Below are 22243 nucleotides of genomic sequence, written 5' to 3'. Positions count from 1 at the left end.
ATTAATTATTAGTTTTATATACCCATTGCTCATCGTAGTTTTTTAATTCATCTGGCAATGGTGCGCCTTGGAACATGCAAATTCTTAACCATTTATCTGATCTTGGATCAAACTTTAATGCACCAAAAAAAGACAATTTAAGCCTCAACATATCAATAGGGACAATATTTTTACCAATTGTATTATCTTGAATTTCCGAATATGGAAATTTTTCTATTATAAAGGCTCTTCTAACAACGTGTCTTAATTCTGAGTTTAAGGATAAAAATTCAGCAATAGATGTATTATTTTTTTCAGACAATAATTTTTCATAAAGTTTTTTTATATCTCTTGCGACAGCAAGTGGCTGCTCAAGCTCAGATCCATGTTCCTCAAATCTATCCGCTAACCTAGGTTCTTCTTTATTTTTAGAAATAAACCAGAAATTTTGATGATTTTCTTTTTGATCAAAATTAATATCTAAAATATTTGGATATTTAATTTCAATAATGTCTCTTAATTCTTGCACTGTTCGATTAGTTGGAATGTTAAAGTACTTATCTTCATCAGAGCTCATATTGCTAACTAAAGGGTTTATAATATTGTTATAGGGTTCCATCATTATAGAAACGATATATTCTATACATTCTTCACAAGTGTTTTGCTCTAACCACAAATATATTTCATTAAATGGATATTCAGTTTTAAAATCAAAATTATTTTCAATGTAATTTATAAATTTTTCAACATTCTTGAGGAGTAAGTTAATTTTTTTTTGTTGATACTCACTATCTGTATTCCAGCTAGTAATATTTTTTATAGATTTTTTCACACAATCTATAAAAAGTTCACTATCCTCATTTTCAACAATTTTTATTTCTCTAATTTCTTTTAATGCCATTTCTCTGCTAAGGATCCAATTATTTAACAATGTTGGATGATTGACTATAAAAGGAGCCATGCCAAGGCCTGTTGAGTTACCAATACCTAAATTTTTACAAATTTTCTTATCTAATTTCACTGCTTTTTTTGGGTTTTTGCAATGCGCAACATAATTTACCTGATCAAAAGTAAATTGTCTTACAAGGTAAACTAACATCATCTCTAATCTGAAAGGACCATTAATTTCCTCTCTATTTTTAATTCTAAATCTATCAGCAAGTCCAAATTTACCAGATCCATAAACTGCTGTGGTTCTATACAAATAACCAACTTTAGATAATAAGTTTACATCAGGTTGTTTACCCTCACTTAGACTTTCTACAACATGGTTAAAAACTCTTACTGATTTGTTGGCTCTTGAAAGAGTTAACTCTTTAAACGTAAGTCTCCCTACTTCCTGTTTGGGAACTTCGTCTTTTAATCTTTTAATATCGTCTTTGCTTGGAACACCATCATGCAATGTAAATGCCGCATCCCATTTTGTAGCTATTACTCTGTCTGACCTTTCTTCGTCTTTAATTTCGTTAGCAAAACAAACTAACGAATAAACTCTGTCTTTTTTTTTAAATGAATATACCGCTTCCCCATAACCATTTTGGTCAAGATTAAATAAATCTCTTTTATAATCCCAGTCTTTGAATTCACTTAAAAAACTTCTTAAAAACGATAATTTTGATTGATGAAACGATCCTAACCTTGACAATTTCATTATTGTATTTGGATCTCTTAATTCAATTTTCATAACTAGATTGATTTATAAAAATTATACCAGTTGTTTCCTAGTATTCCATATGTCTCACTATCTGAAAATCCTATCTTTTTAAGGCCATTTTCAATATTTTTAAATCCTCTAGCATCTTCAAACCATTCTGGTTGTTTTGGAAAACCAGGTTTATTTTTAGATCCTTCTCCATAATTTTTACTTTTAGACCAAGTTCCATTTCTCATCCATTCAACTACAGTATCTGGTTGATCCAAACAAAGATCTGAACCTATACCAATATTTTTTAAATCCATAATTTCAGCTGTTCTAGCAACCATCTCACAAAAACTCTCAATTGTGCAATTAGTGTTATCTTTTAAATGATGAGGATATAAAGATAGCCCCAACATACCACCACTTTCACTTAATGCTTTTAAAAGATCATTAGATTTATTTCTTTTTGCAGCATGCCAAAATGCAGGATTTGCATGAGTGATTGCTATTGGTTTTTCACTTAATTCAATTGCATCAAATGTACTTTTTTCTGCAGAATGAGACATGTCAACAACTACACCTACCCTATTCATTTCTTTTATTGCTTCACGGCCAAAATTTGTAACTCCACTATCTATTTTTTCATAACAGCCCGTTGCAAGTAATGATTGGTTATTATAGGTAAGCTGCATGAATCTACACCCTAGATCATAAACCTTTTCAACTAAATTGATATCATCTTCAATTGGTGAGCAGTTTTGAAAACCAAAAAAAATTGCTGTTTTTTTTTCAGAATTTGCTTTTTCAATATCTTTATAGTCTCTTCCAAGGAATATTAAGTCAGAGTTTTCTGAAAAAAGTATTTCCCATTTCTTAATTTCTTCTAAAAGTTCATGATAATCTTCGTGATAAACAATTGTTACGTGGACCGCATCTAGTCCTGCAGATCTATTATATTCAAAAATTTTTCTAGACCAATTACAGTATTGTAGATTGTCAATTTTAAAATTCATATTATGAGTAACTTTAATCAAAATGGTTTTTAAATACTATTAATTTTATTGAAATTTTAAGCTAATTTTGAAATAAGACTTTTAGTATTCTTCATGAAAAAAAATAAACCTTTAAAAGTTTCAATAATAATGGGTAGTCAATCTGACTATAAAACCATGCAACTTGCTGAAAAAACACTAAAAAAAATTGGAGTTTCTTTTGAAACAAAAATTATATCAGCCCATAGAACTCCTAAAAGAATGTATGAATACGCTTCTGCTGCTGAGAAAAATAATATTGGTGTTATTATTGCTGGGGCGGGTGGATCTGCTCATTTACCAGGTATGATTGCTGCGTTAACTCCTTTGACGGTTTTAGGCGTTCCAATAGAGAGTAAAAAACTTAAAGGATTAGACAGTTTGCTATCAATTGCTCAAATGCCAAAAGGTATTCCTGTTGGAGCACTAGCTATAGGTGAAGATGGAGCAATAAATGCAGCCTTATTAGCTGCGTCTATAATTGCAAATACCAACCCTGTTGTTAAAAAAAATTTAAATAATTTTAGATTGTCACAAACAAAAGCTGTTAAAAAAAAACCTGAATAAAAATGTCTAATATAACTCTTGGTATTATTGGAGGTGGTCAGCTTGGTAGTATGCTTGCTATTTCAGCTAAGAAACTAAATATCAAAACTGTTATTTATTGTGATGACCCTGATGCACCTGCACAAAATTTTTGTGATGAATTTATATCAGGTAATTACAACGACAAAGAAAAGGTTATTAAGTTTGTAAATTTAGTGAATTATGTAACTTATGAATTTGAAAATATCCCATTTAAAACATTAAGCGAAATTAACAAATTAAAACCTGTTTTACCAAAACCTTCCGTCAACAGACTTATCCAGCATAGATTGGCAGAAAAAGATTTTGTAAATAATTTGAATATTAGAACAACTAGATATGCTTCAGTAGAAAATAAGTCTGAAATAGAAGCTCTTGAAGATCTTTTGCCTGGTATTTTAAAAACAACTACTCTTGGATATGATGGTAAAGGCCAACATCCAGTTAATACAGTTGAAGATTTCAATTCATTAAATATTGATTATTCAAAAGGTTATATTCTAGAAAAATTAGTTAAATTGAAAAAAGAGATTTCAATTATCATTACAAGATTTAACGATCAAAAATATGAAATTTATGAGCCAATAGAAAATAAGCACGAAGATCAAATATTAAAATTTTCAAAAATTCCTGCAGATATAGATAAAAAAATTTATGATCAATCTAAAGATTGGGCTATGTCAATTGCTGAAGAACTTAAATATGTTGGAACATTGTGTGTAGAATTCTTTATTGATAGAAATGACAATTTATACGTTAATGAAATTGCTCCAAGAGTTCATAATTCTGGTCATCTTACAATTAACGCATATAATGTTAGTCAATTCGAAAACCATGTTAGAGCAGTTTGTGGTTTAGAACAAATACCTTTAAAAAAGATATCAAATGCAACTATGGTTAATTTAATTGGCGATCAAATAACAAATTATAGAAAATTCCCTAAATTCAGCGACAATGAATTCTTTTTTGACTATTTAAAAAAAGAAATAAAAGAGAAAAGAAAGATGGGTCATATTACAACTTTAATATAAATGTTAAAATCAATAGAAGGTAATTTTGATAATCCAGAAGTTCATGAACTGCTTACAAAACATTTCGTTGAATTAAGAGCTGCTTCGCCTGAGGGAAGCGCTCATGTATTGGATATTACTGGATTAAAAGACAAATCAATAAAATTTTGGAGTTTGTGGCAAGATGAAATGTTGATGGGATGTGGAGCTTTAAAATTTTTAGAAAAAGATCATGGAGAATTTAAATCAATTAGAATTCATGACAATTTTAGAAGAATGGGTAATGGAGTTAATGTAATTAACCATTTAATTAGCGAAGCAAAAAAGCTAGATATCAAAAAACTAAGTATAGAAACTGGTGCGGGTGAATTTTTTAAGCCTGCTAGAAAACTATTTAAACAGTGTGGTTTTGAAACATGTGATCCTTTTGCTCATTATAAAAAGGATATAAATTCTGTTTATCTAACAAAGTCTATATAAAGTAATTATTCTCTAATCAATTTAGTTGACAAAACCCAAATAAATCTAAACAAAGCCAGAATTACTTAATTATAAGTAATAAATAAATATAACGAAAAGTAAGAAGATAAATATGAGTCTACAAGGAAAAGTAAAATGGTTCAATCCAACCAAAGGTTTTGGTTTTATTGAAAGAGAAGACAAAGAAAAAGATGTGTTTGTACATGTTTCAGCAGTAAGAGATGCTGGTATGAACGGTTTAGATGAGGGTCAAGCTTTGACTTTCGATGTTGAAGATGGTCCTAAAGGTCCTTCAGCAGTTAACTTAAAAACTGCATAATATTCACACTTCCTATTGGCTGAGATAATAATTTTAAAACTAGAGTTTTAAATAATTTGTTTTAGCCAATACCAAAAAATAAAATCAAGCTTTAAACACAATTTTCAAATAGATTAATTAATAGTACAGTAGGTATTATTAATATGAGTGAAAGATTCATTAAAAATATAAACGATTTAAATTTCCAGCCATTTGACAATTATGGCAAACCAGTCGAAGGAATGAGCTGGCACAAATTAAGTTATGATAAAAGTAATGGAGGGTTTGGCACTTACATACTAAAAATGGATGCCGGTGCTAAAAGTTTGCCTCATATTCATCAAGGTTATGAAGAGTTTTATGTAATTGAAGGCGAGCTTCAGGATGCAGATGGCAAAGTATTTAAGAAAGGTGACTTTGTAACTTTTGAACCTGGCACAGAACACAACTCTCATACTAAAAATGGTTGCCTACTTATTGTTTTTATGAGAGGTATAAATAAATCAATCTAATATTAATTATTCAAAAAATATGATCGGAATCTTAGGGGGAATGGGAACACAAGCAGGTTTGGATTTTTGCAACAAGCTTGCAGTATTAAATAGAGGAAAAATTGATCAAGAATACCCTTTATTCATTCTTTACAACAAATCCAATATACCAGGTAGACCAGAGTCCATTGGGGTACAAACTAAAAATTTATCAAATAGATCTTCTAACAACACAAGTAAAAAAAAATATCAAAACGTTTTAAAAAGTTTACTTCAAGGATGCAGATTACTTGAAAAAAATAAATGTAAATTTATTGTTATTCCATGCAATACGGCGCATTATTGGTTTGATGATTTACAAAAGAAAATCAATATTACAATTATAAATATGCCAAAAGAAGTTTTTAAATTTACAAAAAAAAATTGTAAGAAAAATTCAAAAATTGGCTTATTGGCCACTGAAGGAACATTGAAAACTGGTGTTTATGATAAGATTTTTAATAAAGATTATAATTTAATTCAACCATCCCGAAACCTTCAAAAAAAATCAGTGAATAAGGCCATAAAATTAGTCAAGATGGGTAATGTGAAGGCTGCAGCAGAGACAATACAACCTGCAATTAATGAATTGATCAAAATGAAATGTAAAAAAATTATATTAGGATGTACAGAGCTTCCAATTGCAATATTTGCATATAAATCTTTTAACAATGTCAGATCCTCTAAAATTTTTTTAGATCCTAATTTAATACTTGCAAATTCTGCAATGGCTAAACATAAAAGATAATTTATGTCAGTTGATAATGACAAACCTTATGTCTTAAGAGTTGCTGAATTAATTTATTCTAAGGTAACAAAAATTAAAAAAGAAAACCCTGAAATGTCTAATATCCAAGCATTTGAAGTTTTCATGACAACAAAAGATTATGATTTAATTAGCTCAGGAGAATTTCACGATAAATGGTTTTTAGAGCTAAAGACTAATAATTATGTAGACAAAATTACTGGTAAGAAAATTAACGATGAAACTATTAGACTTTTAGAAATCCAAAAAGACTCTATGGTTAAATTTTTGATGAAAATACCAAAACTTTATTACACTAAAAGTCATTTTCCATTAGAAATATCTCAAAGAGCATTTGATCATCTTTGGAGAGTTTGTGAAAGCTTTGAAATGTGGTGCAAAGAAACCAAGCAAAATAATTTGATAACTCTTAATATTTTAGATTAATTTAATTTCAGTTTTTTTCTTGTAAGTTCAAATTTTTTTTCAACAAGATTGGTAAATTTTTCTTTAAATTTTTTGTTTTTCTTCTGACTATCTAAAGCACTCTTAAAATGTTCAAGGGTATTTTTACCTGTTTCATTTTCAATGACTGTATTTGCGCCATATTGAAACCCTGCTTGTAAAACATTTCCCGTAGTCGCAACAGTTATTCCAGGTCCTAACATAGCAGTAGTTTGTAGACAGCCATTTAAAAAGATAAGAGAAAAAATTATAAAAAATATTTTTAAAAATTTCATAAAATTAAATAATTAATACATATCTGTTAATACAACTCAAGCTAGAAATAGTTCAATTTAGGTATTTTTATGAGATAAAATCTAATTTTAAACTATAAACCAAAAATGATAAAAATTTTTCCATTAATATTTATTTTATTATGGTCCTCAGCTTTCATTACTACAAAACCAATAATTGATAATAGTGATCCATTTTCGGCCCTTGCTTTTAGATTTGCCCTGGTAGCTTTTGGATTTTTTTTATTTTCTCTTTATTCAAAAGAAAAAATTTTTGTTAGAAAAAAAAATTTTTTTGAATCTTTTTTTAGTGGAGTTCTTTTTCATGGTTTTTATCTTGGAGGTGTTTTTTATTCGATTTCAATTGGTATGCCGACAGGAATTGCGGCATTAATAGTAACTCTACAACCAATTCTTACAAATGCTTTAAGCGGACCTATTTTAAATGAAAAGGTTTCTATAAAACAGTGGGTAGGTGTTTTATTGGGATTTGTTGGTGCAGCACTTGTTTTAGGTTTTGATATTGGGTCTAAAATACCAACAGCTGGATTAGTTGCAACAATTATAGCATTAGTTGCAATTACATTTTCTACTTTGTGGCAAAAAAAATTAAGTAATAATTTACCTCTATCCGTGAGTAACACATATCAAGCGCTAGGTGGATGTGTGTTTCACTTATTAATAATATTTTTATTTGTTGATCCTTATATTGATTTTACACAAACTTTTTTAATTGCAATAAGTCATCAAATAATTTTAGTATCATTTGGTGCTTTTACAATATTGATGTTTCTAATAAAAAATAATTCAGCCAGTAAAACTGTTTCAATATTTTTTTTAATCCCAGCTACTTCGGCTTTTATGGCGTGGTTATTCTTAAATGAAAATTTGACTAATTTAGATTTAATTGGATTTTTAATCACCTCAATTGGTGTTTATATTGCAACGAGAGATTAAAGATTTTTAATAAAATATTTTAATGTTACAGAGATTTATAACCAAACTCTAACGATGCATCAGTAATGGAGTGATACAAAGACTCTCCAAAACTTCTTAAAGCAAATAATCTAACTTTATCAGGGTTGTCGTCTATCATATCAATTGTAAGTGCTATTCCATTATAAGTAGAATTTATTGATTTATTTTTTTCCACTATATTAAAATTAAAGGGACATCCTTTCTTTAAAACTTCTTTTACTTCTTGACCTTGTATTTCGATTATAGCTTTTGAATGAGACAAATCTGTTATGGCAAAATCTGTTTCTTTAAAATTTTGTAAAATATTTGTAAGTAAATCTTTTTTATTTGAAACCAAAAGCCAATTTTTTGGTCCATTCCATAAAATTCTTGTATCATTATTATTTGATACACTTAGTGGTTCCTCTTTTAATTTTAAACCATCTATATCAATACTTTCAATTGAAATTATAGAGTTTTTATACTGAACTATTTGAACTATTAATAAATTTTTTATCTCAGAGATTTTTAAAACATCATTTTCATTTTTACTTTCATAATCACCAAATTGACCTTCTGAATGAATATTTGCTAAAGCTGATTTTAAACTCACGATCTAACCCTTTCACCTTTTGGATCAACATAGTGTGAAGAAACTATCTCAACTGGAATTACTTTATTTTTAAGTGGTGACATTACAAATAACTTTTCACCAATCATATTTTTTCCATTTTTTAGTATGGCTAAAGAAAATGGATTATCATGTTCAACACTCCAGCAAGATGCTGAGATGTAACCTAATTTTGGATTTGGGAGTGGTGCATTTGAGTCTTTGACTAAGTGTGAACCCTCTGGAATACTTGTTTTTTTATCTATAGGAACAACTCCAACAACTTTTTGTCTGTCATCAGCAGTAAATGCTTTTCTATTTAAGGATCTTTTTCCGATAAAATCTTTCTTTTTACTTAATAGTCCCTCTAAAGAATTATCATAAGGTATTGTTCTTCCATCTAGTTCGGATCCAGCAACGTGTCCCATTTCAATTCTAAGTGTTGATAATGCTTCTGTTCCATAAGGTTGAATTTTAAATTCTTGACCAACTTCCATAATTTTTTCCCACATAAAGTTTCCATTATCAGACTCGACATTTACTTCATATGCAAGCTCACCTGAAAACGAAATTCTAAAAATTCTTGCTTTTACACCAAACAAATCTCCTTCCATATAACCCATAAATGGCAAACCTTCATTGGAGACATCAGAATTTGGAAATAATTTTTGCAACAAATCTCTAGACTTCGGTCCAGCTATTGCAGCTCCTGCCCATTGTTCTGTAGTTGAAACTACATTTACATTTAACTCTGGCCATACTAATTGCAAATAATACTCTAAATGTGAAAGAACATTTCCAAGCTTGAGCAGTAGTAGTTGTCATGTGATAATGATTTTCAGAAATTCTAGTGGTTGTTCCGTCGTCCATAACTATTCCATCTTCCCTCAACATCACACCATATCTTGCTTTACCAACTGGTAACTTTAACCACGCATTTGTATAAACTCTATTCAGTAACTCTGCTGCATCTGGTCCTTTAATGTCTATTTTACCTAATGTGGTTACGTCACAAACTCCAACATTAGTTCTTACATTTTTTGCTTCTCTTTTTGATCCTTCAAATAAATTTTCATTTCCTTGCTTATAATATCTTGGTCTTAACCAAACACCTGCATCAACAAAAACTGCATTGTTATTTACATGCCATGAATGCATTGGTGATTTTCTTGTTGGTTTTGAGTGTTTTCCAACTTCTCTTCCAACAATTGCACCTATTGAAACTGGTGTGTATGGCGGCCTAAAAGTTGTGTGACCAACATTTGGTACTACTTTATTTTCAATTTTAGATACTAATTGTAAACCGTTTAGATTACTTGTTTTACCTTGGTCTGTTGCCATTCCAAGAGTTGTATACCTTTTAACATGTTCAATTGATCGATACCCTTCTTTAAGCGCTATTTCAACATCAGAAACAGAAACATCATTTTGAAAATCTAAAAATCTTTTATAATTTTTTCCTTCAGGTAGCGGTACGCACCAAAACTTATCATGGGTTGTTGATTTTTTTTCAATAACGTTTGGAAAAGAAATATTATTATCATTATTTGTAATTTTTTTTGAAAGTTTATGACCAGCCTCAAAAGAACTTTTTAGTGTTTCATCTAATGTATAAGTTCCGTTTGCAGCCCCTAAGGTTTTTTCATTTTGTTTTGAAGTTCCAGGGACAAATGCATCAATATCTTCGTTAAATTTTGTTTTATTTCCTGATTGTGAGGCCAAATGAATAGTAGGTGTCCAAAAACCCGAGACACATATGCAGTCACATTTGATATTTTCAATTGTTCCAAGCTGTTCCTTATCATCTGAAATTTTGGCAATATCAGCTGATTTTACTTTTTTATATCCTTGAGCAGCAACCACTACATAAGAAAATTTAATATTTATCCCTAAATTTTTTGCTTCATCAATTATTTCAGATTGTGGATCTTTTCTTGTATCTAAAATGACTGGGTCAACTCCATTCTTTTTAAACTCAATTGCAGTTTCATAACCACTATCATTATTTGTAAATATCAATGGATTTCTTCCAACTAATACCCCATAGACTTTAAGATATTCTTTTGCTGCTGATGAAAGCATTACACCTGGTGTATCGTTATTACCAAAAACTATTGGTCTTTCAATTGAACCTGAAGAAATCAAAACTTCTTTTGCTCTAATGTACCAAAGTCTTTGTTTTGGATGAAATTCTTTTGTTTTTGGAAGATGATCACTAATTCTCTCAGACATCACCAACATGTTGTGATCATAGTAACCAAACACTTGAGATCTATTTTTAACAATTACGTTAGGCATTTCTTTAAGCTCTGAGATTATTTCATCAGCCCATTCCTTACCTGATTGATTTCCTATGTTTACATCGCTGGTTAGTAATGTTCCCCCATGTCTGGCTTTATCTTCAGCTAAAATAACTCTTGCACCATTTTTTGCTGCAGCATATGCACTTGCTAAACCAGATGGTCCTGAACCTGCAATTAATAAATCACAATATTCATATTTATGCTCATATCTTTCTTTGTCATGCTTGGTAGATGTAACACCAAGTCCTGCTGCTTTTCTAATAAATGGCTCATAAACTTTATACCAAAAGCTTTTAGGCCACATGAAAGTCTTATAGTAAAAACCAGCTGGAAGAAAAATCTTTAAGAAATTATTTATAGCACCAATATCAAAGTTAACACTAGGCCAACAGTTTACACTTGTTGCTTCCAATCCTTCAAAAAGCTCTTGTTCTGTCGCTTTAATATTGGGTTCTGTTTCACCGTTTCTATACAATTGTACGATTGCATACGGTTCATCAACCCCTGCTCCAAAAAAACCTCTGGGTCTGTGATATTTAAAACTTCTACCCACTAAATGGACACCGTTAGCTATTAAGGCTGAAGCAAGAGTGTCACCTTCATATCCATTATAAGTAACACCATTAAATTTGAATAAGAGTTTCTTGTCTCTATTGATTAAACCAATATTATCTAATCTATATCTTTGTGACATTATGAAATTTCCTCATTAGCTTTAAGGCTATTAAAAATTTCATGGGTAGCTGTGTCTCTCTCAACCTTTATCCATTGTCTACAACCTGACAAATGTTGCCATAATTCCCAATGTTTTCCTCTAAGACTTTTTCTATTATAGACAAAGTTATCCCAATCTTGATCAGATATTTCTTTATCAAGCTCTGGTCTTTTTACTGTTGCATCTCCACCGTAAGAAAATTCATTTTGAGATCTCATTCCACAGTGGGGACATTTAATAAAAAGCATTTATGAAATCCAAGTTTTTGTACCAAGTCCCTTTTCATCAAGAAGATGGCCTGTATTAAATCTATTTAAACTATAACCAGCATTTAATTTATGAACTCTATCTTGCGCAATTGTATGGGCAAATGTCCAACCCGATACAGGAGTTGCTTTAAATCCACCATAACACCATCCACAATTTAAATACAAACCTTCAATATGTGTTTTATCAATGATTGGCGAACCATCCATTGACATATCCATTATTCCACCCCAAGTTCTAAGCATTTTTAATTTACTTAAAAATGGCATCATCGCAATTCCTTCTGTAAGAACATGTTGTAAAGTTGGTAAATTACCTCTTTGTGCATAACTGTTGTATCCATCTAAATCACCACCCATTACCATTTCACCTTTGTCAGATTGACTTATATAAAAGTGTCCAGCTCCAAAAGTAACAACTCTATCTAAAATTGGTTTTACTGGCTCTGAGACACACGCTTGAAGAAGATGAGTTTCAACTGGTAATGTCATATTTAGTTTTTCTGCTAAAATATTTGTGCTTCCCGCAACACATAGTCCAATTTTTTTAACTTTAATGTCACCTCTTGAAGTTCTTACTCCATTAATTTTTCCACCAACAACATCAAACCCTGTTACTTCACAATTTTGAATTATATCAACTCCCATTGAATCAGCTTGTCTTGCATAACCCCAAGCTACAGCATCATGTCTTGCGGTTCCTGCACTTGGCTGCATCAGGCCACCAAAAATTGGAAATCTTACATTTTCAGAAAAATCTGCCATTGGTATAATTTCTTTTACTTGCTCTCTATTTAGTAGAACTGCATCAATTCCATTCAATCTCATTGAATTTCCTCTTCTTGCATAAACATTCATTTGTGCATCTGAGTGTGCAAGATTAATAATTCCTCTTGGAGAAAACATTACGTTGTAGTTTAAATCTTGGCTCATCTTTCTCCACAGATCCATTCCAAACTCACTAAATAACGCATTATCATCGTGCATGTAATTTGATCTTATAATAGTAGTATTACGCCCAACATTTCCCCCACCAATCCATCCTTTTTCGATTATGGCTACATTGGTAATGTTATGTTCTTTTGCTAGATAATATGCAGTTGCTAAACCATGACCACCACCTCCAATGATTACAACATCATATTCTTTTTTTGGAGTAGGATCTTTCCAGGCTAGATCCCAGTTTTGATGACCTGAAAAAGCGTTTTTAATAAGATTAAAAATTGAATATTTTTGCATCAGTTATTTTTATCTCAAAGAATATAAATAGTTCTTATTTTTTTTATATATATTTTTTAGAAGTTTCCAAAGATCGCAAAAAAGGATAAGAAGTCATCATTATAAATTAATAACTTTAGGATTTTAAATGAGCGATGTTAAATCAGATATTCAAATAGCTAGGGAAGCTAAAATGCAACCTATAAATGATATTTTAGCAAAAATAAATGTACCTGATGAAAGTGCTGCTTTCAGTCCTATGGGAAGACACATTGCAAAAATTAATTTAGAATATCTAGACACTTTAAAAGATAAACCAGATGGTAAATTAATCTTAGTTACAGCAATCACTCCTACTCCTGCAGGAGAAGGTAAAACTACTACATCAGTCGGATTAAATGATGGCTTAAATAAAATTGGAAAAAAATCTATAGTTTGTTTAAGGGAACCAAGTCTTGGTCCATCGTTTGGAATGAAAGGTGGGGCCGCAGGTGGTGGATACGCCCAGGTTGTTCCTATGGAACAAATTAACTTACATTTTACTGGAGACTTTCATGCAATAACCTCTGCACACAATCTTCTATCAGCTTTAATTGATAATCATATCTATTGGGGAAATAAATTAGATATAGATGTTAGAAGAATTGTTTGGAAAAGAGTAATGGACATGAATGATCGTTCTTTGAGAGAAATAAATATTAATTTAGGTGGTATCGCAAATGGATTTCCTCGGGAAGATGGATTTGATATAACTGTTGCATCAGAGATCATGGCGATCTTTTGTTTATCGAATGATTTAGAAGATCTAGAAAAAAGAATAGGGAATATTACAATAGCGTACACGAGAGATAGAAAACCTGTTTATGCAAAAGATTTGAAAGCTCAAGGTCCAATGACTGTATTATTAAAAGATGCTATTAGACCTAATGTAACTCAAACTTTAGAAAATAATCCTGCGATTATTCATGGTGGTCCATTTGCAAACATTGCTCATGGATGCAACTCTGTAATTGCTACAAAAACAGGACTAAAGCTTGCTGACTATGTGGTGACTGAAGCAGGGTTTGGTGCTGATCTTGGTGCAGAAAAATTTCTTGATATAAAATGTAGAAAATCAAATCTTAAACCGAGCTGTGTAGTAATTGTTGCAACAATTAGAGCATTAAAAATGCATGGTGGGGTTGCCAAAGATGATCTGAAAAATGAAAATGTAGAAGCTCTAAAAAAAGGATTGATTAATCTTGAAAGACATATTGAAAATATAAAAAAATTTGGGTTACCTGTTGCTATTGCAGTTAACCATTTTATTAAAGATACTGATAATGAAGTAAAAGCTTTAATTGAATTTTGTGATGGATTGGGAGTTAAGGCAAGTCTTTGTACTCACTGGGCAAACGGTGGTGAAGGAATAAAGGAACTAGCGGCTCATGTTGCTGATTTATGTGAAAAAAATGAAGCAAAATTTAAGTTTTTATACGAGAGCAAAATACCTTTATTTAAAAAGATAGAGACAATTGCAAAAGAGATTTACAGAGCAGATGAGGTTATCGCTGATACAAAAATTAGAGATCAACTTAAAAGTTTTGAAGAAGCTGGTTATGGTGAATTACCAATTTGTATTGCAAAAACTCAATATAGTTTTTCAACTGATCCCAGTCTTAAAGGTGCACCAACAGGTCATGCATTACCAGTTAGAGAAATAAGGCTTTCTTCTGGTGCAGAATTTATAGTTGTTGTTTGTGGGGCTATTATGACAATGCCTGGACTTCCAAGAGTTCCAGCTGCTGACTCTATTAAGTTAAATAAAGATGGTGAGATTGAAGGACTATTTTAAAGTTAATTCTTTATATAATGAAGCCAATTTCTGACTTCACATGTTCTATCTTTAAAATTTAATAATTCGTTTTCAGATTTAATATATGAAATGTGTTTCTGATACTCATCCTCACTTAAAAAATCTTTATTATTGAATAACCTTTCTTTACGGCCAGCAATAAGATTGAGCATTTGAAAATACTCATAATCAGGATGATATTGTAAGCCGATTACCTCAGAATTTCCCGCATTAAAGATTACACCCATTACATTATTAACTTTATCACTTGATAAAAGAATAGCATCCTTTGGTAGATCACTTACTTCATCAAAATTAAATGCTGGTGATGTAAAAATATTTTTTTTATCTTTGTAGATAAAATGTTTCTGACCTTCGTTATTTATAACCACGTTTGATGCAATTCCAATATGCGCACCATTTTTTCCAGGGTTTACTTTACCCCCTGCTGCCGTTGAACAAACTTGTAATCCCCAACAAATTGCTAAAATCTTATTTTTATGATTAAAACAATTTGATGCAAAATTGATATGTTTTTTAATTATATCTGTCATATCATTTAGTCTCATTGCCCCACCAGTAAAAACTATACCATTATATTTGCTCATATTTTTTATAGCATTGGCTGTCTCATTATCATGACCAGGATTAATGATTTCTATATTTATTGTCGGTTCTATTTTTAAAATTAAGTTTTTTAAATTATCTGCTGCAGAGGCCCCAGCGGCTTTAATAAAAAATTCACTATCTTCTTTAATATTTCCTTCAACGATTAAAATATTTAAATCCATTATTTAAAACAATTTACCAGTCATACTATGTTGGTACATTATCTTCATATCATTTTCAGTCAATTTTTTTGGATTACCACCAGTAGATGGGTCGGCCAATGCCATTTTTGATAGTCTATCAATATCAAAATCTTTCTCATCTATCACTTCTGATAATTTGTGCGGCATGTCTAGTTTTTTTCTTAAATCCAATACCCATTGAATAAAACTATTAAAAGAGCAGTCTTTAAATTCCAAGTAATCACATATCTTAATTATTTTTTTTTCTATTGCATCTTTGTTGTAAGTTAAAACGTAAGGCATAAATATTGCATTTGATAAACCATGATGAATATTATTTAAAGCATTCACAGGATGGCTTAATGAGTGAATCGCTCCTAAACCCTTTTGAAAAGCAGTTGATCCCATACTAGCTGCTGTTAACATATTTTGTCGTGCTTCAATGTTTGAACCATTATTAACAGCTTCTAATAACCATTCATTTATTATTCTAATACCTTCTAAAGCAATACCATCAGCCATTGGATGATAACCAGGAGCACAGTAAGCTTCAAGATTATGAGCAAGTGCATCCATGCCAGTTGCGGCAGTTAATTTAGATGGAAGTCCAACTGTTAAAACTGGATCTAAAATTACAATAGAAGGTAAAAATTTTGGATGAAAAATAATATTTTTGACACCAGTTTCTTCATTTAAAATTACAGATGCGCGACCTGTTTCTGAGCCTGTTCCTGCGGTAGTAGGAACTGCAATAATGGGTGCAATTTTTTCTGCATTTGCTTTCATCCAATTATCACCTACATCTTCAAAATCCCAAATGGGAAGTGTTTGACCTGACATAAATGCAACTGCTTTACCAACATCTAGGCCACTTCCACCTCCAAAAGCAATTACCCCATCACAATTATTTTTTTTGAAACTTTCTACACCTTCGTTAACATTGTTGCCAGTTGGGTTTCCAACAACATTTGAATATAATTTCGTGCTTATATTTTTTTCTTTTAGTATTGATATAGTATTTTTTACTATTTCGGTTTCTGCTAAACCTTTATCTGTAACTAGTAATGGTTTAGTAATACCTAAACCTTCACAAGCCATCGCAATATCATTTATTCTATTTTTACCTACCCACATTGTTGTTGGGTAATTCCAGTTATATTTTTGCATAATAAAATTTAGTGTTATATGAAATTATATGATGTATATCATTTTCTTAATAAATTTTAACTAAATTAATTATGCAAAAAACTATTACACCTATTGATAATACTATCTATGTTGAAAGAGAATATCATTCAGACAAAATTGAACAAACTATAGATAATTCAATGAAAGCTCAAAAAACTTGGGCCGAACTAGAGGTGAAAGAGAGAGTTAGGCTATTATCAAATTTTGTTGAAGATTTTTTATCTAAAGGTAACTTGATAAGTGAAGAACTGACTAGACAAGTGGGCAGACCTATTTCACAAACGAAAAGTGAATTAAATGGTTTTAAAGAAAGAGCTGACTACATGTTGTCAATTGCAGAAAAAAAATTAGAAAATATTGATGTCAGTAAAGATGGCAATTTCAAAAGTTATATTAAAAGAAGAGCTCTTGGATTAGTATTTGTTATTGCACCTTGGAACTACCCCTATCTTGTTGCTGTTAATTCTATAATTCCCGCTATGGCATCTGGAAATACGGTTATTCTAAAGCACTCTGCACAAACACCTTTGTGTGCTGAACAGCTATACGAGTCAGCAAAAAAAACTTTGCCTAAAGATGTTTTTAATTATCTACATTTAAATCATGAAGATGGATTAAAAGTAGTTTCTGATAAACGAATTAACTTTGTGTCATTTACTGGCTCAGTAAAAGCTGGGTATGATGTGCAAAGAGCAACACACACCAAGTTCATAGATATGGCTTTAGAACTAGGTGGTAAAGATCCAGCATACGCAAGACACGACTGTGATTTAGAAAAAACAATTGAGAATTTAGTAGATGGGTCTTTTTTTAATTCTGGTCAATCTTGTTGTGGAATTGAAAGAATTTATGTTGATGAAAAAATTTATAATAATTTCATAGAATTGTTTGCTTTAAAAACCCATAATTACAAACTTGGAAATCCTTTAAATAAAGAGACTAATTTAGGTCCAGTTGTCAAATTATCAGCCGCTGATTTTATTATAAATCAAATGAATAACGCTATTGGCAAGGGTGCAAAGAAAATGATTGATGAAAGTAAATTCGATTTTCCTAATGAACATAAAAATTATTTAGTACCCCAGGTGTTGATTGACGTTAATCATGATATGAGTTTTATGACAGAGGAAACTTTTGGGCCATGTGTTGGTATAATGAAAGTCAAAGATGAAAATGAGGCTATAAAATTGATGAATGACAGTCCTTATGGTTTAACAGCCTCTATTTGGACTAGAGATATGGCTATAGCTGAAAAAATAGGTAACCAAGTTCAAACTGGTACATTTTACATGAACAGATGTGATTATTTAGATCCTGCTCTTTCTTGGACTGGTGTTAAAGAAACTGGAAAAGGCTGTTCACTATCTGAGATTGCTTATGAAAAGTTAACAGCTCCAAAAAGTTTTCATTTAAGAAAAGAACAATGACATGCAATTAAGTTACAAAGGAAAATCAGCAATAATTACTGGTGCATCAGGGGGAATAGGTTTGGAGATTTCTAAAAAATTATCTCAAAATAATATTTCTGTTTTAATGCTGGATCTTAAAAAGCCCAGTAATGATTTTTTAAAAAAGAATAAAAATTGTGAATTTAAAAAAATAGACGTAACAAATTTTAAATTGATGAAAACTCATATTGATAAATTTTATAAAAAAAATAAGAGAATAGATTATTTAGTGAATACAACTGGTGTTCTTTGGTTTGATAAGGACATATCTGCTATAAATATAGAAGATAAAATTTGGGATAAAGTTTTTCAAATCAATTTAAAGTCAATGGTTTTTCTATCAAAAATTATTGTTCCTAAAATGATTAAAAATAATTTTGGATCTATGGTTCATGTTTCCTCTATAGACGCCTTATCAGGTGATGATAAACCACAGGATGCATATGGTGCTTCAAAAGCTGCTATGATTAGACTTTCTAAATCTTTTGCCATACAATTTGCCAGCAACAAAATTAGATCAAATATAATTTTACCTGGACCAATTGATACTGGAATGCAAATCAGATGGAAAAAAAATCCTAAAGCAAAAAAAAATTTAGAAAAATTTATCCCATTAAATAAAGTTGGTAAACCTCAAGATATATCAAATGCTTGTATGTTTTTATTAAGTGATGAAGCTAGCTATATTACTGGAATTGAACTGATTGTTGATGGTGGCATCACATCTAAGCCTTAGTTTTAATTAGGCGCCTTAATAATAAAAGGCGCCTAAAATAATAATCTTTATCTGTAAGGATATCCTGCTTTATCCATTGTTGAAGCATATGCTTTAAATGCATCAACAACTTTTTTAGCCCTTGGACTAATTTTAGAAGTATCATCCCAAAACTTTTTAGAGTCTTCTACAACTTTTCCCCATTCATTGTCAGGTAAACTTGTAAGCTCCATTTTTTTACCTTCAACACGAAGTTTGGCTTCACCACCCCAATACCAAACTTGTCTATAATAATGAGAGTCATTGATAGACATTCTGTAAAGTGCTTGAAGTTTAGGACTTAATTTATCCCAGCTTTTTTGGTTTGCAAAATAAGAACCAAACCAAGCTCCTGTAACAGAGTTGGTTAATGCATATTTGCAAATATCAGCCCAACCCACTTCATATGCTTCTGTAAATCCACACCAGCATACTCCATCAAGTTCTCCTGTTTGCATAGCAACTTCAACATCATCCCATGGAACCGTTACTGGAATTAAGCCATATTGAGCTAAGAATTTACCAGCTGTAGGGACACCGAATACTCTTAATCCTTTCATATCTGCTAAAGAAGTAACTTTCTTTTTAACAGTGAAAAGATGACATGGATCCCAAGCACTAGTGCTTAACCACTTAACACCTTTAACCTCACTATAAGCTTCATCCCAAATTTCATTTAAACCATAATATTTAAATAAAGCCGGAACATCCAAGCTGTATCTAGTTGCAAATGGAAAGTATCCTCCAAACACAGAAATATCTACTGGAGATCCCATTGTAGCATCGTCACTTTGTACCGCATCAAGTGTACCAGCCTGCATAGCTCTAAACAGCTCATCAGTTGGAACTAATTGATCGGCATAATAAAGCTCAATTTCCATTTCACCATGAGCAGCTTTATTAAATGCTTCTATTTGTGGTTTAATAACGTGTGCACCAAGAGGAGCTCCAGAATAGGTCTGTAATCTCCATTTTATTGGATTTGTTGCAGAGAAGGCATAAGGTGCTTTAACTGTAGTAGCACCTGCAGCTCCTAACGTTAGTAAACCTGCTTTCTTAATAAACGATCGTCTTTTGTTCGTTATTATCTTTTTATCTTTTTTCACGTGGTCTCCTTTACGTAAGTTGAAATAAAAGCATATTATAAAATCAAAAGACATGAAACTTAATATTTCATCTTTTAATTAATAAATTTTACAAAAAAAATTGTTTTTTAAACTGTGAGTTGAATATTATCTAGATAGATATTTTTCAGGAAGATATGTGGCTATCTCAGGGAATATCATAACTATAGCAAGACCAAAAACCATTATTAACACAAATGGAACAATTGAACTATAAATATCTTTTAGAGAAATTTCTTTTGGTGCCATGGCTCTCATTAAAAATAAATTATATCCAAATGGTGGAGTCATATAAGCAATCTGACAAGTAATTGTATAAAGAACACCATACCAAATTGGATCAAATCCTAACGCAATAATTAAAGGTACATAAAGAGGTGCTACTATAACTAACATAGCTGTGTCATCTAAAAACATTCCCATAAGAATATAAGAAAGTTGCATCATGATTAATACACCCCATGGTGAAAGTTGCCACCTTTCAATAAATAAAGTTTCAATAGCTCTTCCTGCTCCTAAGCCATCAAAAACAGCGCCAAAAGTTAATGCGGCTAATATAATCCACATAAACATACAAGAAACACCTAAGGTCTTTCTTAAAGTTGTATCTAATACTTTTCTATTTAATCTTTTTTTATAAATAGAAGCCAATGTTGCTAGTAAAGCACCTACAGCAGAACATTCAACTAAACTTGCAATACCCATTAAGAATAGTCCAGTCATAAGGAAAAAAATTAAAAAAGGTATAACTCCAGCTTTAAGTAATTTGATTTTTTCTAAAGTTGAAATGTTTCTATCTTTTTTAGGTAAAGGAGGTCCAAGTTCTGGCTGCAATTTACATCTCACATAAATATAAATTAAAAATAAAGTAGCCATTAATAAGCCAGGTAAAATCCCTGCCATCCATAATTTACTAACTGGTTGTCGTGCAATCATTCCGTATAAGACCATGACTACACTTGGTGGAATTAAAATACCCAACGAACTACCTGCCTGAACAACTCCTGTGATCATTCTTTTATCATAATTTCTTTTTAACATTTCGGGTATTGCTATAGTTGCACCTATTGCCATACCAGCAACACTCAAGCCATTCATTGCAGAAATTGCGACCATCATAAACATTGTACCAATAGCTAGTCCTCCTTTTAGTCCACCAAATAAAACATGAAACATTTTATAAAGATCACTTGCAATGCCTGATTCTGAGATCATAAAACCCATGTAAATAAATAATGGCAAAGTTAACATTGGATACCATTTGAACAGTTTCCATGTGGCTGTGTAAGGCATTTCAAGCGAACCATCTCCCCAAACCAGCAATGCTGAAGCTGCAGCAACAAATCCAATAGCACCAAATACTCTTTGTCCTGTGAACATCATAACAAGCATTGTTATAAACATGAAAAGAGCAATAAATTCGTAACTTAAATATTGAGCTAACATAGTTATATCTTTCTATTTCTTACGTTAGCTATATTTTTAAACAATGATGAAAATGCTTGAAGTAACATTAGCAAAATTCCTATTAACATTAAGGTTTTGATTGGCCAAACATAGGGGGCCCAAGCAGTAAAAAGTTTTTGTTTTGTCTCAATTGTATAAATTAAACTTGTTATAGATCCAAAAAATAAAATAGCTAAATAGAAAATAAGAAAAAAACTTGTAAAAATATCCATTTTAGCTTTTCCTTTTTTTGATAATTTTCCATAAAACAAATCCATTCTCACATGATCATCGGCTAACATAGAATATCCACCACCCAAAAGATAGTATGCTGTTATCGTAAATTGAGCCATCTCAATAATCCACATCAATGGAAAATTAATTATGTTTCTTGTTACAAAAGATAAAATTAAAAGAAACATCATGAAGAAAACTCCATACATCACAAATCTACCCACTTTGATACAAATCGTGTCTATTACATTTACATAAATTGAAAATATTTTTGGCATTAAAATCTAAAATTTATAATTCATATGGAAAACTCAATCAAAC

General features: G+C 30.9%; 24 protein-coding genes. 11 read left to right on the top strand and 13 right to left on the bottom strand.

Annotated elements, in window-relative coordinates:
- Position 1 precedes the first annotated feature (1 nt).
- Complete coding sequence (locus tag ACIJYC_RS01935; protein WP_435167210.1) at positions 2-1663, bottom strand: hypothetical protein; 1662 nt, start codon at positions 1661-1663, stop codon at positions 2-4.
- Positions 1664-1665: 2 nt separating this feature from the next.
- Positions 1666-2631 (bottom strand): membrane dipeptidase, encoded by a 966-nt coding sequence (locus ACIJYC_RS01930; protein WP_435167207.1) that lies wholly within the window; start codon positions 2629-2631, stop codon positions 1666-1668.
- Positions 2632-2724: 93 nt separating this feature from the next.
- Between ACIJYC_RS01930 and purE the strand changes: the two genes are divergently transcribed.
- The 7 genes from purE to ACIJYC_RS01895 all read left to right on the top strand — a co-directional run bounded on the left by purE (position 2725) and on the right by ACIJYC_RS01895 (position 6744).
- Complete coding sequence (gene purE / locus ACIJYC_RS01925) at positions 2725-3216, top strand: 5-(carboxyamino)imidazole ribonucleotide mutase (protein WP_435167205.1); 492 nt, start codon at positions 2725-2727, stop codon at positions 3214-3216.
- A 2-nt stretch (positions 3217-3218) separates the two neighbouring features.
- Positions 3219-4265, top strand: a complete 1047-nt coding sequence (locus tag ACIJYC_RS01920; RefSeq protein ID WP_435167202.1) for a 5-(carboxyamino)imidazole ribonucleotide synthase — start codon at positions 3219-3221, stop codon at positions 4263-4265.
- Positions 4266-4724, top strand: coding sequence for a GNAT family N-acetyltransferase (locus ACIJYC_RS01915; protein ID WP_435167199.1), 459 nt, complete (start codon positions 4266-4268; stop codon positions 4722-4724).
- 112 nt (positions 4725-4836) lie between these two features.
- Positions 4837-5043, top strand: coding sequence for a cold-shock protein (locus ACIJYC_RS01910; RefSeq protein ID WP_008545539.1), 207 nt, complete (start codon positions 4837-4839; stop codon positions 5041-5043).
- Positions 5044-5186: 143 nt separating this feature from the next.
- The gene (locus ACIJYC_RS01905) at positions 5187-5534 is read left to right on the top strand and encodes a cupin domain-containing protein (protein ID WP_435167196.1); all 348 of its coding nucleotides are present in this window, start codon (positions 5187-5189) and stop codon (positions 5532-5534) included.
- Between the two features lie 19 nt (positions 5535-5553).
- On the top strand, positions 5554-6300 hold the full coding sequence (locus tag ACIJYC_RS01900) for an aspartate/glutamate racemase family protein (protein ID WP_435167193.1): 747 nt from the start codon (positions 5554-5556) through the stop codon (positions 6298-6300).
- A 3-nt stretch (positions 6301-6303) separates the two neighbouring features.
- Positions 6304-6744, top strand: coding sequence for a hypothetical protein (locus ACIJYC_RS01895; protein WP_435167190.1), 441 nt, complete (start codon positions 6304-6306; stop codon positions 6742-6744).
- On the opposite strand, the gene ACIJYC_RS01890 is transcribed toward ACIJYC_RS01895, so the two are convergent.
- Positions 6741-7037, bottom strand: a complete 297-nt coding sequence (locus ACIJYC_RS01890; RefSeq protein ID WP_435167187.1) for a hypothetical protein — start codon at positions 7035-7037, stop codon at positions 6741-6743. The two genes, ACIJYC_RS01895 and ACIJYC_RS01890, sit on opposite strands and share 4 nt — an antisense overlap.
- A 105-nt stretch (positions 7038-7142) precedes the next feature.
- Between ACIJYC_RS01890 and ACIJYC_RS01885 the strand changes: the two genes are divergently transcribed.
- On the top strand, positions 7143-7991 hold the full coding sequence (locus ACIJYC_RS01885) for a DMT family transporter (protein ID WP_435167185.1): 849 nt from the start codon (positions 7143-7145) through the stop codon (positions 7989-7991).
- A 25-nt stretch (positions 7992-8016) separates the two neighbouring features.
- Here ACIJYC_RS01885 and ACIJYC_RS01880 read toward each other — a convergent pair whose 3' ends face one another.
- Genes ACIJYC_RS01880 through ACIJYC_RS01860 form a run of 5 tightly spaced genes read right to left on the bottom strand, consistent with a single transcriptional unit; the run spans position 8017 to position 13124 of the window.
- A complete protein-coding gene (locus tag ACIJYC_RS01880; RefSeq protein ID WP_435167182.1) occupies positions 8017-8604 on the bottom strand; it encodes a sarcosine oxidase in 588 nt (195 codons plus the stop codon).
- On the bottom strand, positions 8601-9371 hold the full coding sequence (locus ACIJYC_RS01875; protein WP_435167179.1) for a hypothetical protein: 771 nt from the start codon (positions 9369-9371) through the stop codon (positions 8601-8603). The genes ACIJYC_RS01880 and ACIJYC_RS01875 overlap by 4 nt, the downstream gene beginning before the upstream one ends.
- On the bottom strand, positions 9283-11598 hold the full coding sequence (locus tag ACIJYC_RS01870) for a 2Fe-2S iron-sulfur cluster-binding protein (protein WP_435167176.1): 2316 nt from the start codon (positions 11596-11598) through the stop codon (positions 9283-9285). The genes ACIJYC_RS01875 and ACIJYC_RS01870 overlap by 89 nt, the downstream gene beginning before the upstream one ends.
- On the bottom strand, positions 11598-11867 hold the full coding sequence (locus ACIJYC_RS01865) for a sarcosine oxidase subunit delta (RefSeq protein ID WP_435167173.1): 270 nt from the start codon (positions 11865-11867) through the stop codon (positions 11598-11600). The genes ACIJYC_RS01870 and ACIJYC_RS01865 overlap by 1 nt, the downstream gene beginning before the upstream one ends.
- Positions 11868-13124, bottom strand: coding sequence for a sarcosine oxidase subunit beta family protein (locus tag ACIJYC_RS01860; RefSeq protein WP_435167170.1), 1257 nt, complete (start codon positions 13122-13124; stop codon positions 11868-11870).
- Between the two features lie 127 nt (positions 13125-13251).
- Between ACIJYC_RS01860 and ACIJYC_RS01855 the strand changes: the two genes are divergently transcribed.
- Complete coding sequence (locus ACIJYC_RS01855) at positions 13252-14937, top strand: formate--tetrahydrofolate ligase (RefSeq protein WP_435167168.1); 1686 nt, start codon at positions 13252-13254, stop codon at positions 14935-14937.
- A 2-nt stretch (positions 14938-14939) separates the two neighbouring features.
- On the opposite strand, the gene ACIJYC_RS01850 is transcribed toward ACIJYC_RS01855, so the two are convergent.
- Complete coding sequence (locus ACIJYC_RS01850) at positions 14940-15728, bottom strand: glutamine amidotransferase-related protein (protein ID WP_435167165.1); 789 nt, start codon at positions 15726-15728, stop codon at positions 14940-14942.
- Positions 15729-15731: 3 nt separating this feature from the next.
- Positions 15732-16895, bottom strand: a complete 1164-nt coding sequence (locus ACIJYC_RS01845) for an iron-containing alcohol dehydrogenase (RefSeq protein WP_435167163.1) — start codon at positions 16893-16895, stop codon at positions 15732-15734.
- A 71-nt stretch (positions 16896-16966) separates the two neighbouring features.
- On the opposite strand from ACIJYC_RS01845, the gene ACIJYC_RS01840 reads away from it, so the two are divergent.
- Entirely contained in the window at positions 16967-18343 is a 1377-nt protein-coding gene (locus tag ACIJYC_RS01840; RefSeq protein WP_435167160.1) for an aldehyde dehydrogenase family protein, read from the top strand.
- 1 nt (position 18344) lies between these two features.
- Positions 18345-19100, top strand: a complete 756-nt coding sequence (locus tag ACIJYC_RS01835) for an SDR family NAD(P)-dependent oxidoreductase (RefSeq protein ID WP_435167157.1) — start codon at positions 18345-18347, stop codon at positions 19098-19100.
- Between the two features lie 47 nt (positions 19101-19147).
- Here ACIJYC_RS01835 and ACIJYC_RS01830 read toward each other — a convergent pair whose 3' ends face one another.
- The 3 genes from ACIJYC_RS01830 to ACIJYC_RS01820 form a co-directional block, all read right to left on the bottom strand.
- Positions 19148-20224: a C4-dicarboxylate ABC transporter gene (locus ACIJYC_RS01830; protein ID WP_435167154.1), complete on the bottom strand. Its 1077-nt coding sequence runs from the start codon at positions 20222-20224 to the stop codon at positions 19148-19150.
- 126 nt (positions 20225-20350) lie between these two features.
- Entirely contained in the window at positions 20351-21688 is a 1338-nt protein-coding gene (locus ACIJYC_RS01825) for a TRAP transporter large permease (protein ID WP_435167151.1), read from the bottom strand.
- Positions 21689-21690: 2 nt separating this feature from the next.
- A complete protein-coding gene (locus ACIJYC_RS01820; RefSeq protein WP_435167148.1) occupies positions 21691-22200 on the bottom strand; it encodes a TRAP transporter small permease subunit in 510 nt (169 codons plus the stop codon).
- Positions 22201-22243: the final 43 nt, after the last annotated feature.

The organism is Candidatus Pelagibacter bacterium nBUS_28, from assembly GCF_051200915.1.
GTDB lineage: Bacteria > Pseudomonadota > Alphaproteobacteria > Pelagibacterales > Pelagibacteraceae > Pelagibacter.
The sequence above is the reverse complement of the archived record's forward strand: the minus strand, read 5'-3'. Positions and strand labels throughout refer to the sequence as shown.

Bases quoted from the DNA above. Each gene is read 5' to 3' on its own strand.
- ACIJYC_RS01890 (WP_435167187.1), bottom strand. From the start codon at position 7,037: ATGAAATTTTTAAAAATATTTTTTATAATTTTTTCTCTTATCTTTTTA.
- ACIJYC_RS01865 (WP_435167173.1), bottom strand. From the start codon at position 11,867: ATGCTTTTTATTAAATGTCCCCACTGTGGAATGAGATCTCAAAATGAA.
- ACIJYC_RS01855 (WP_435167168.1), top strand. From the start codon at position 13,252: ATGAGCGATGTTAAATCAGATATTCAAATAGCTAGGGAAGCTAAAATG.
- ACIJYC_RS01820 (WP_435167148.1), bottom strand. From the start codon at position 22,200: ATGCCAAAAATATTTTCAATTTATGTAAATGTAATAGACACGATTTGT.
- ACIJYC_RS01870 (WP_435167176.1), bottom strand. From the start codon at position 11,598: ATGTCACAAAGATATAGATTAGATAATATTGGTTTAATCAATAGAGAC.
- ACIJYC_RS01845 (WP_435167163.1), bottom strand. From the start codon at position 16,895: ATGCAAAAATATAACTGGAATTACCCAACAACAATGTGGGTAGGTAAA.
- ACIJYC_RS01825 (WP_435167151.1), bottom strand. From the start codon at position 21,688: ATGTTAGCTCAATATTTAAGTTACGAATTTATTGCTCTTTTCATGTTT.
- ACIJYC_RS01935 (WP_435167210.1), bottom strand. From the start codon at position 1,663: ATGAAAATTGAATTAAGAGATCCAAATACAATAATGAAATTGTCAAGG.
- ACIJYC_RS01835 (WP_435167157.1), top strand. From the start codon at position 18,345: ATGCAATTAAGTTACAAAGGAAAATCAGCAATAATTACTGGTGCATCA.
- ACIJYC_RS01850 (WP_435167165.1), bottom strand. From the start codon at position 15,728: ATGGATTTAAATATTTTAATCGTTGAAGGAAATATTAAAGAAGATAGT.
- ACIJYC_RS01895 (WP_435167190.1), top strand. From the start codon at position 6,304: ATGTCAGTTGATAATGACAAACCTTATGTCTTAAGAGTTGCTGAATTA.
- ACIJYC_RS01905 (WP_435167196.1), top strand. From the start codon at position 5,187: ATGAGTGAAAGATTCATTAAAAATATAAACGATTTAAATTTCCAGCCA.
- ACIJYC_RS01840 (WP_435167160.1), top strand. From the start codon at position 16,967: ATGCAAAAAACTATTACACCTATTGATAATACTATCTATGTTGAAAGA.
- purE (WP_435167205.1), top strand. From the start codon at position 2,725: ATGAAAAAAAATAAACCTTTAAAAGTTTCAATAATAATGGGTAGTCAA.
- ACIJYC_RS01860 (WP_435167170.1), bottom strand. From the start codon at position 13,124: ATGCAAAAATATTCAATTTTTAATCTTATTAAAAACGCTTTTTCAGGT.
- ACIJYC_RS01915 (WP_435167199.1), top strand. From the start codon at position 4,266: ATGTTAAAATCAATAGAAGGTAATTTTGATAATCCAGAAGTTCATGAA.
- ACIJYC_RS01920 (WP_435167202.1), top strand. From the start codon at position 3,219: ATGTCTAATATAACTCTTGGTATTATTGGAGGTGGTCAGCTTGGTAGT.
- ACIJYC_RS01900 (WP_435167193.1), top strand. From the start codon at position 5,554: ATGATCGGAATCTTAGGGGGAATGGGAACACAAGCAGGTTTGGATTTT.
- ACIJYC_RS01885 (WP_435167185.1), top strand. From the start codon at position 7,143: ATGATAAAAATTTTTCCATTAATATTTATTTTATTATGGTCCTCAGCT.
- ACIJYC_RS01930 (WP_435167207.1), bottom strand. From the start codon at position 2,631: ATGAATTTTAAAATTGACAATCTACAATACTGTAATTGGTCTAGAAAA.
- ACIJYC_RS01910 (WP_008545539.1), top strand. From the start codon at position 4,837: ATGAGTCTACAAGGAAAAGTAAAATGGTTCAATCCAACCAAAGGTTTT.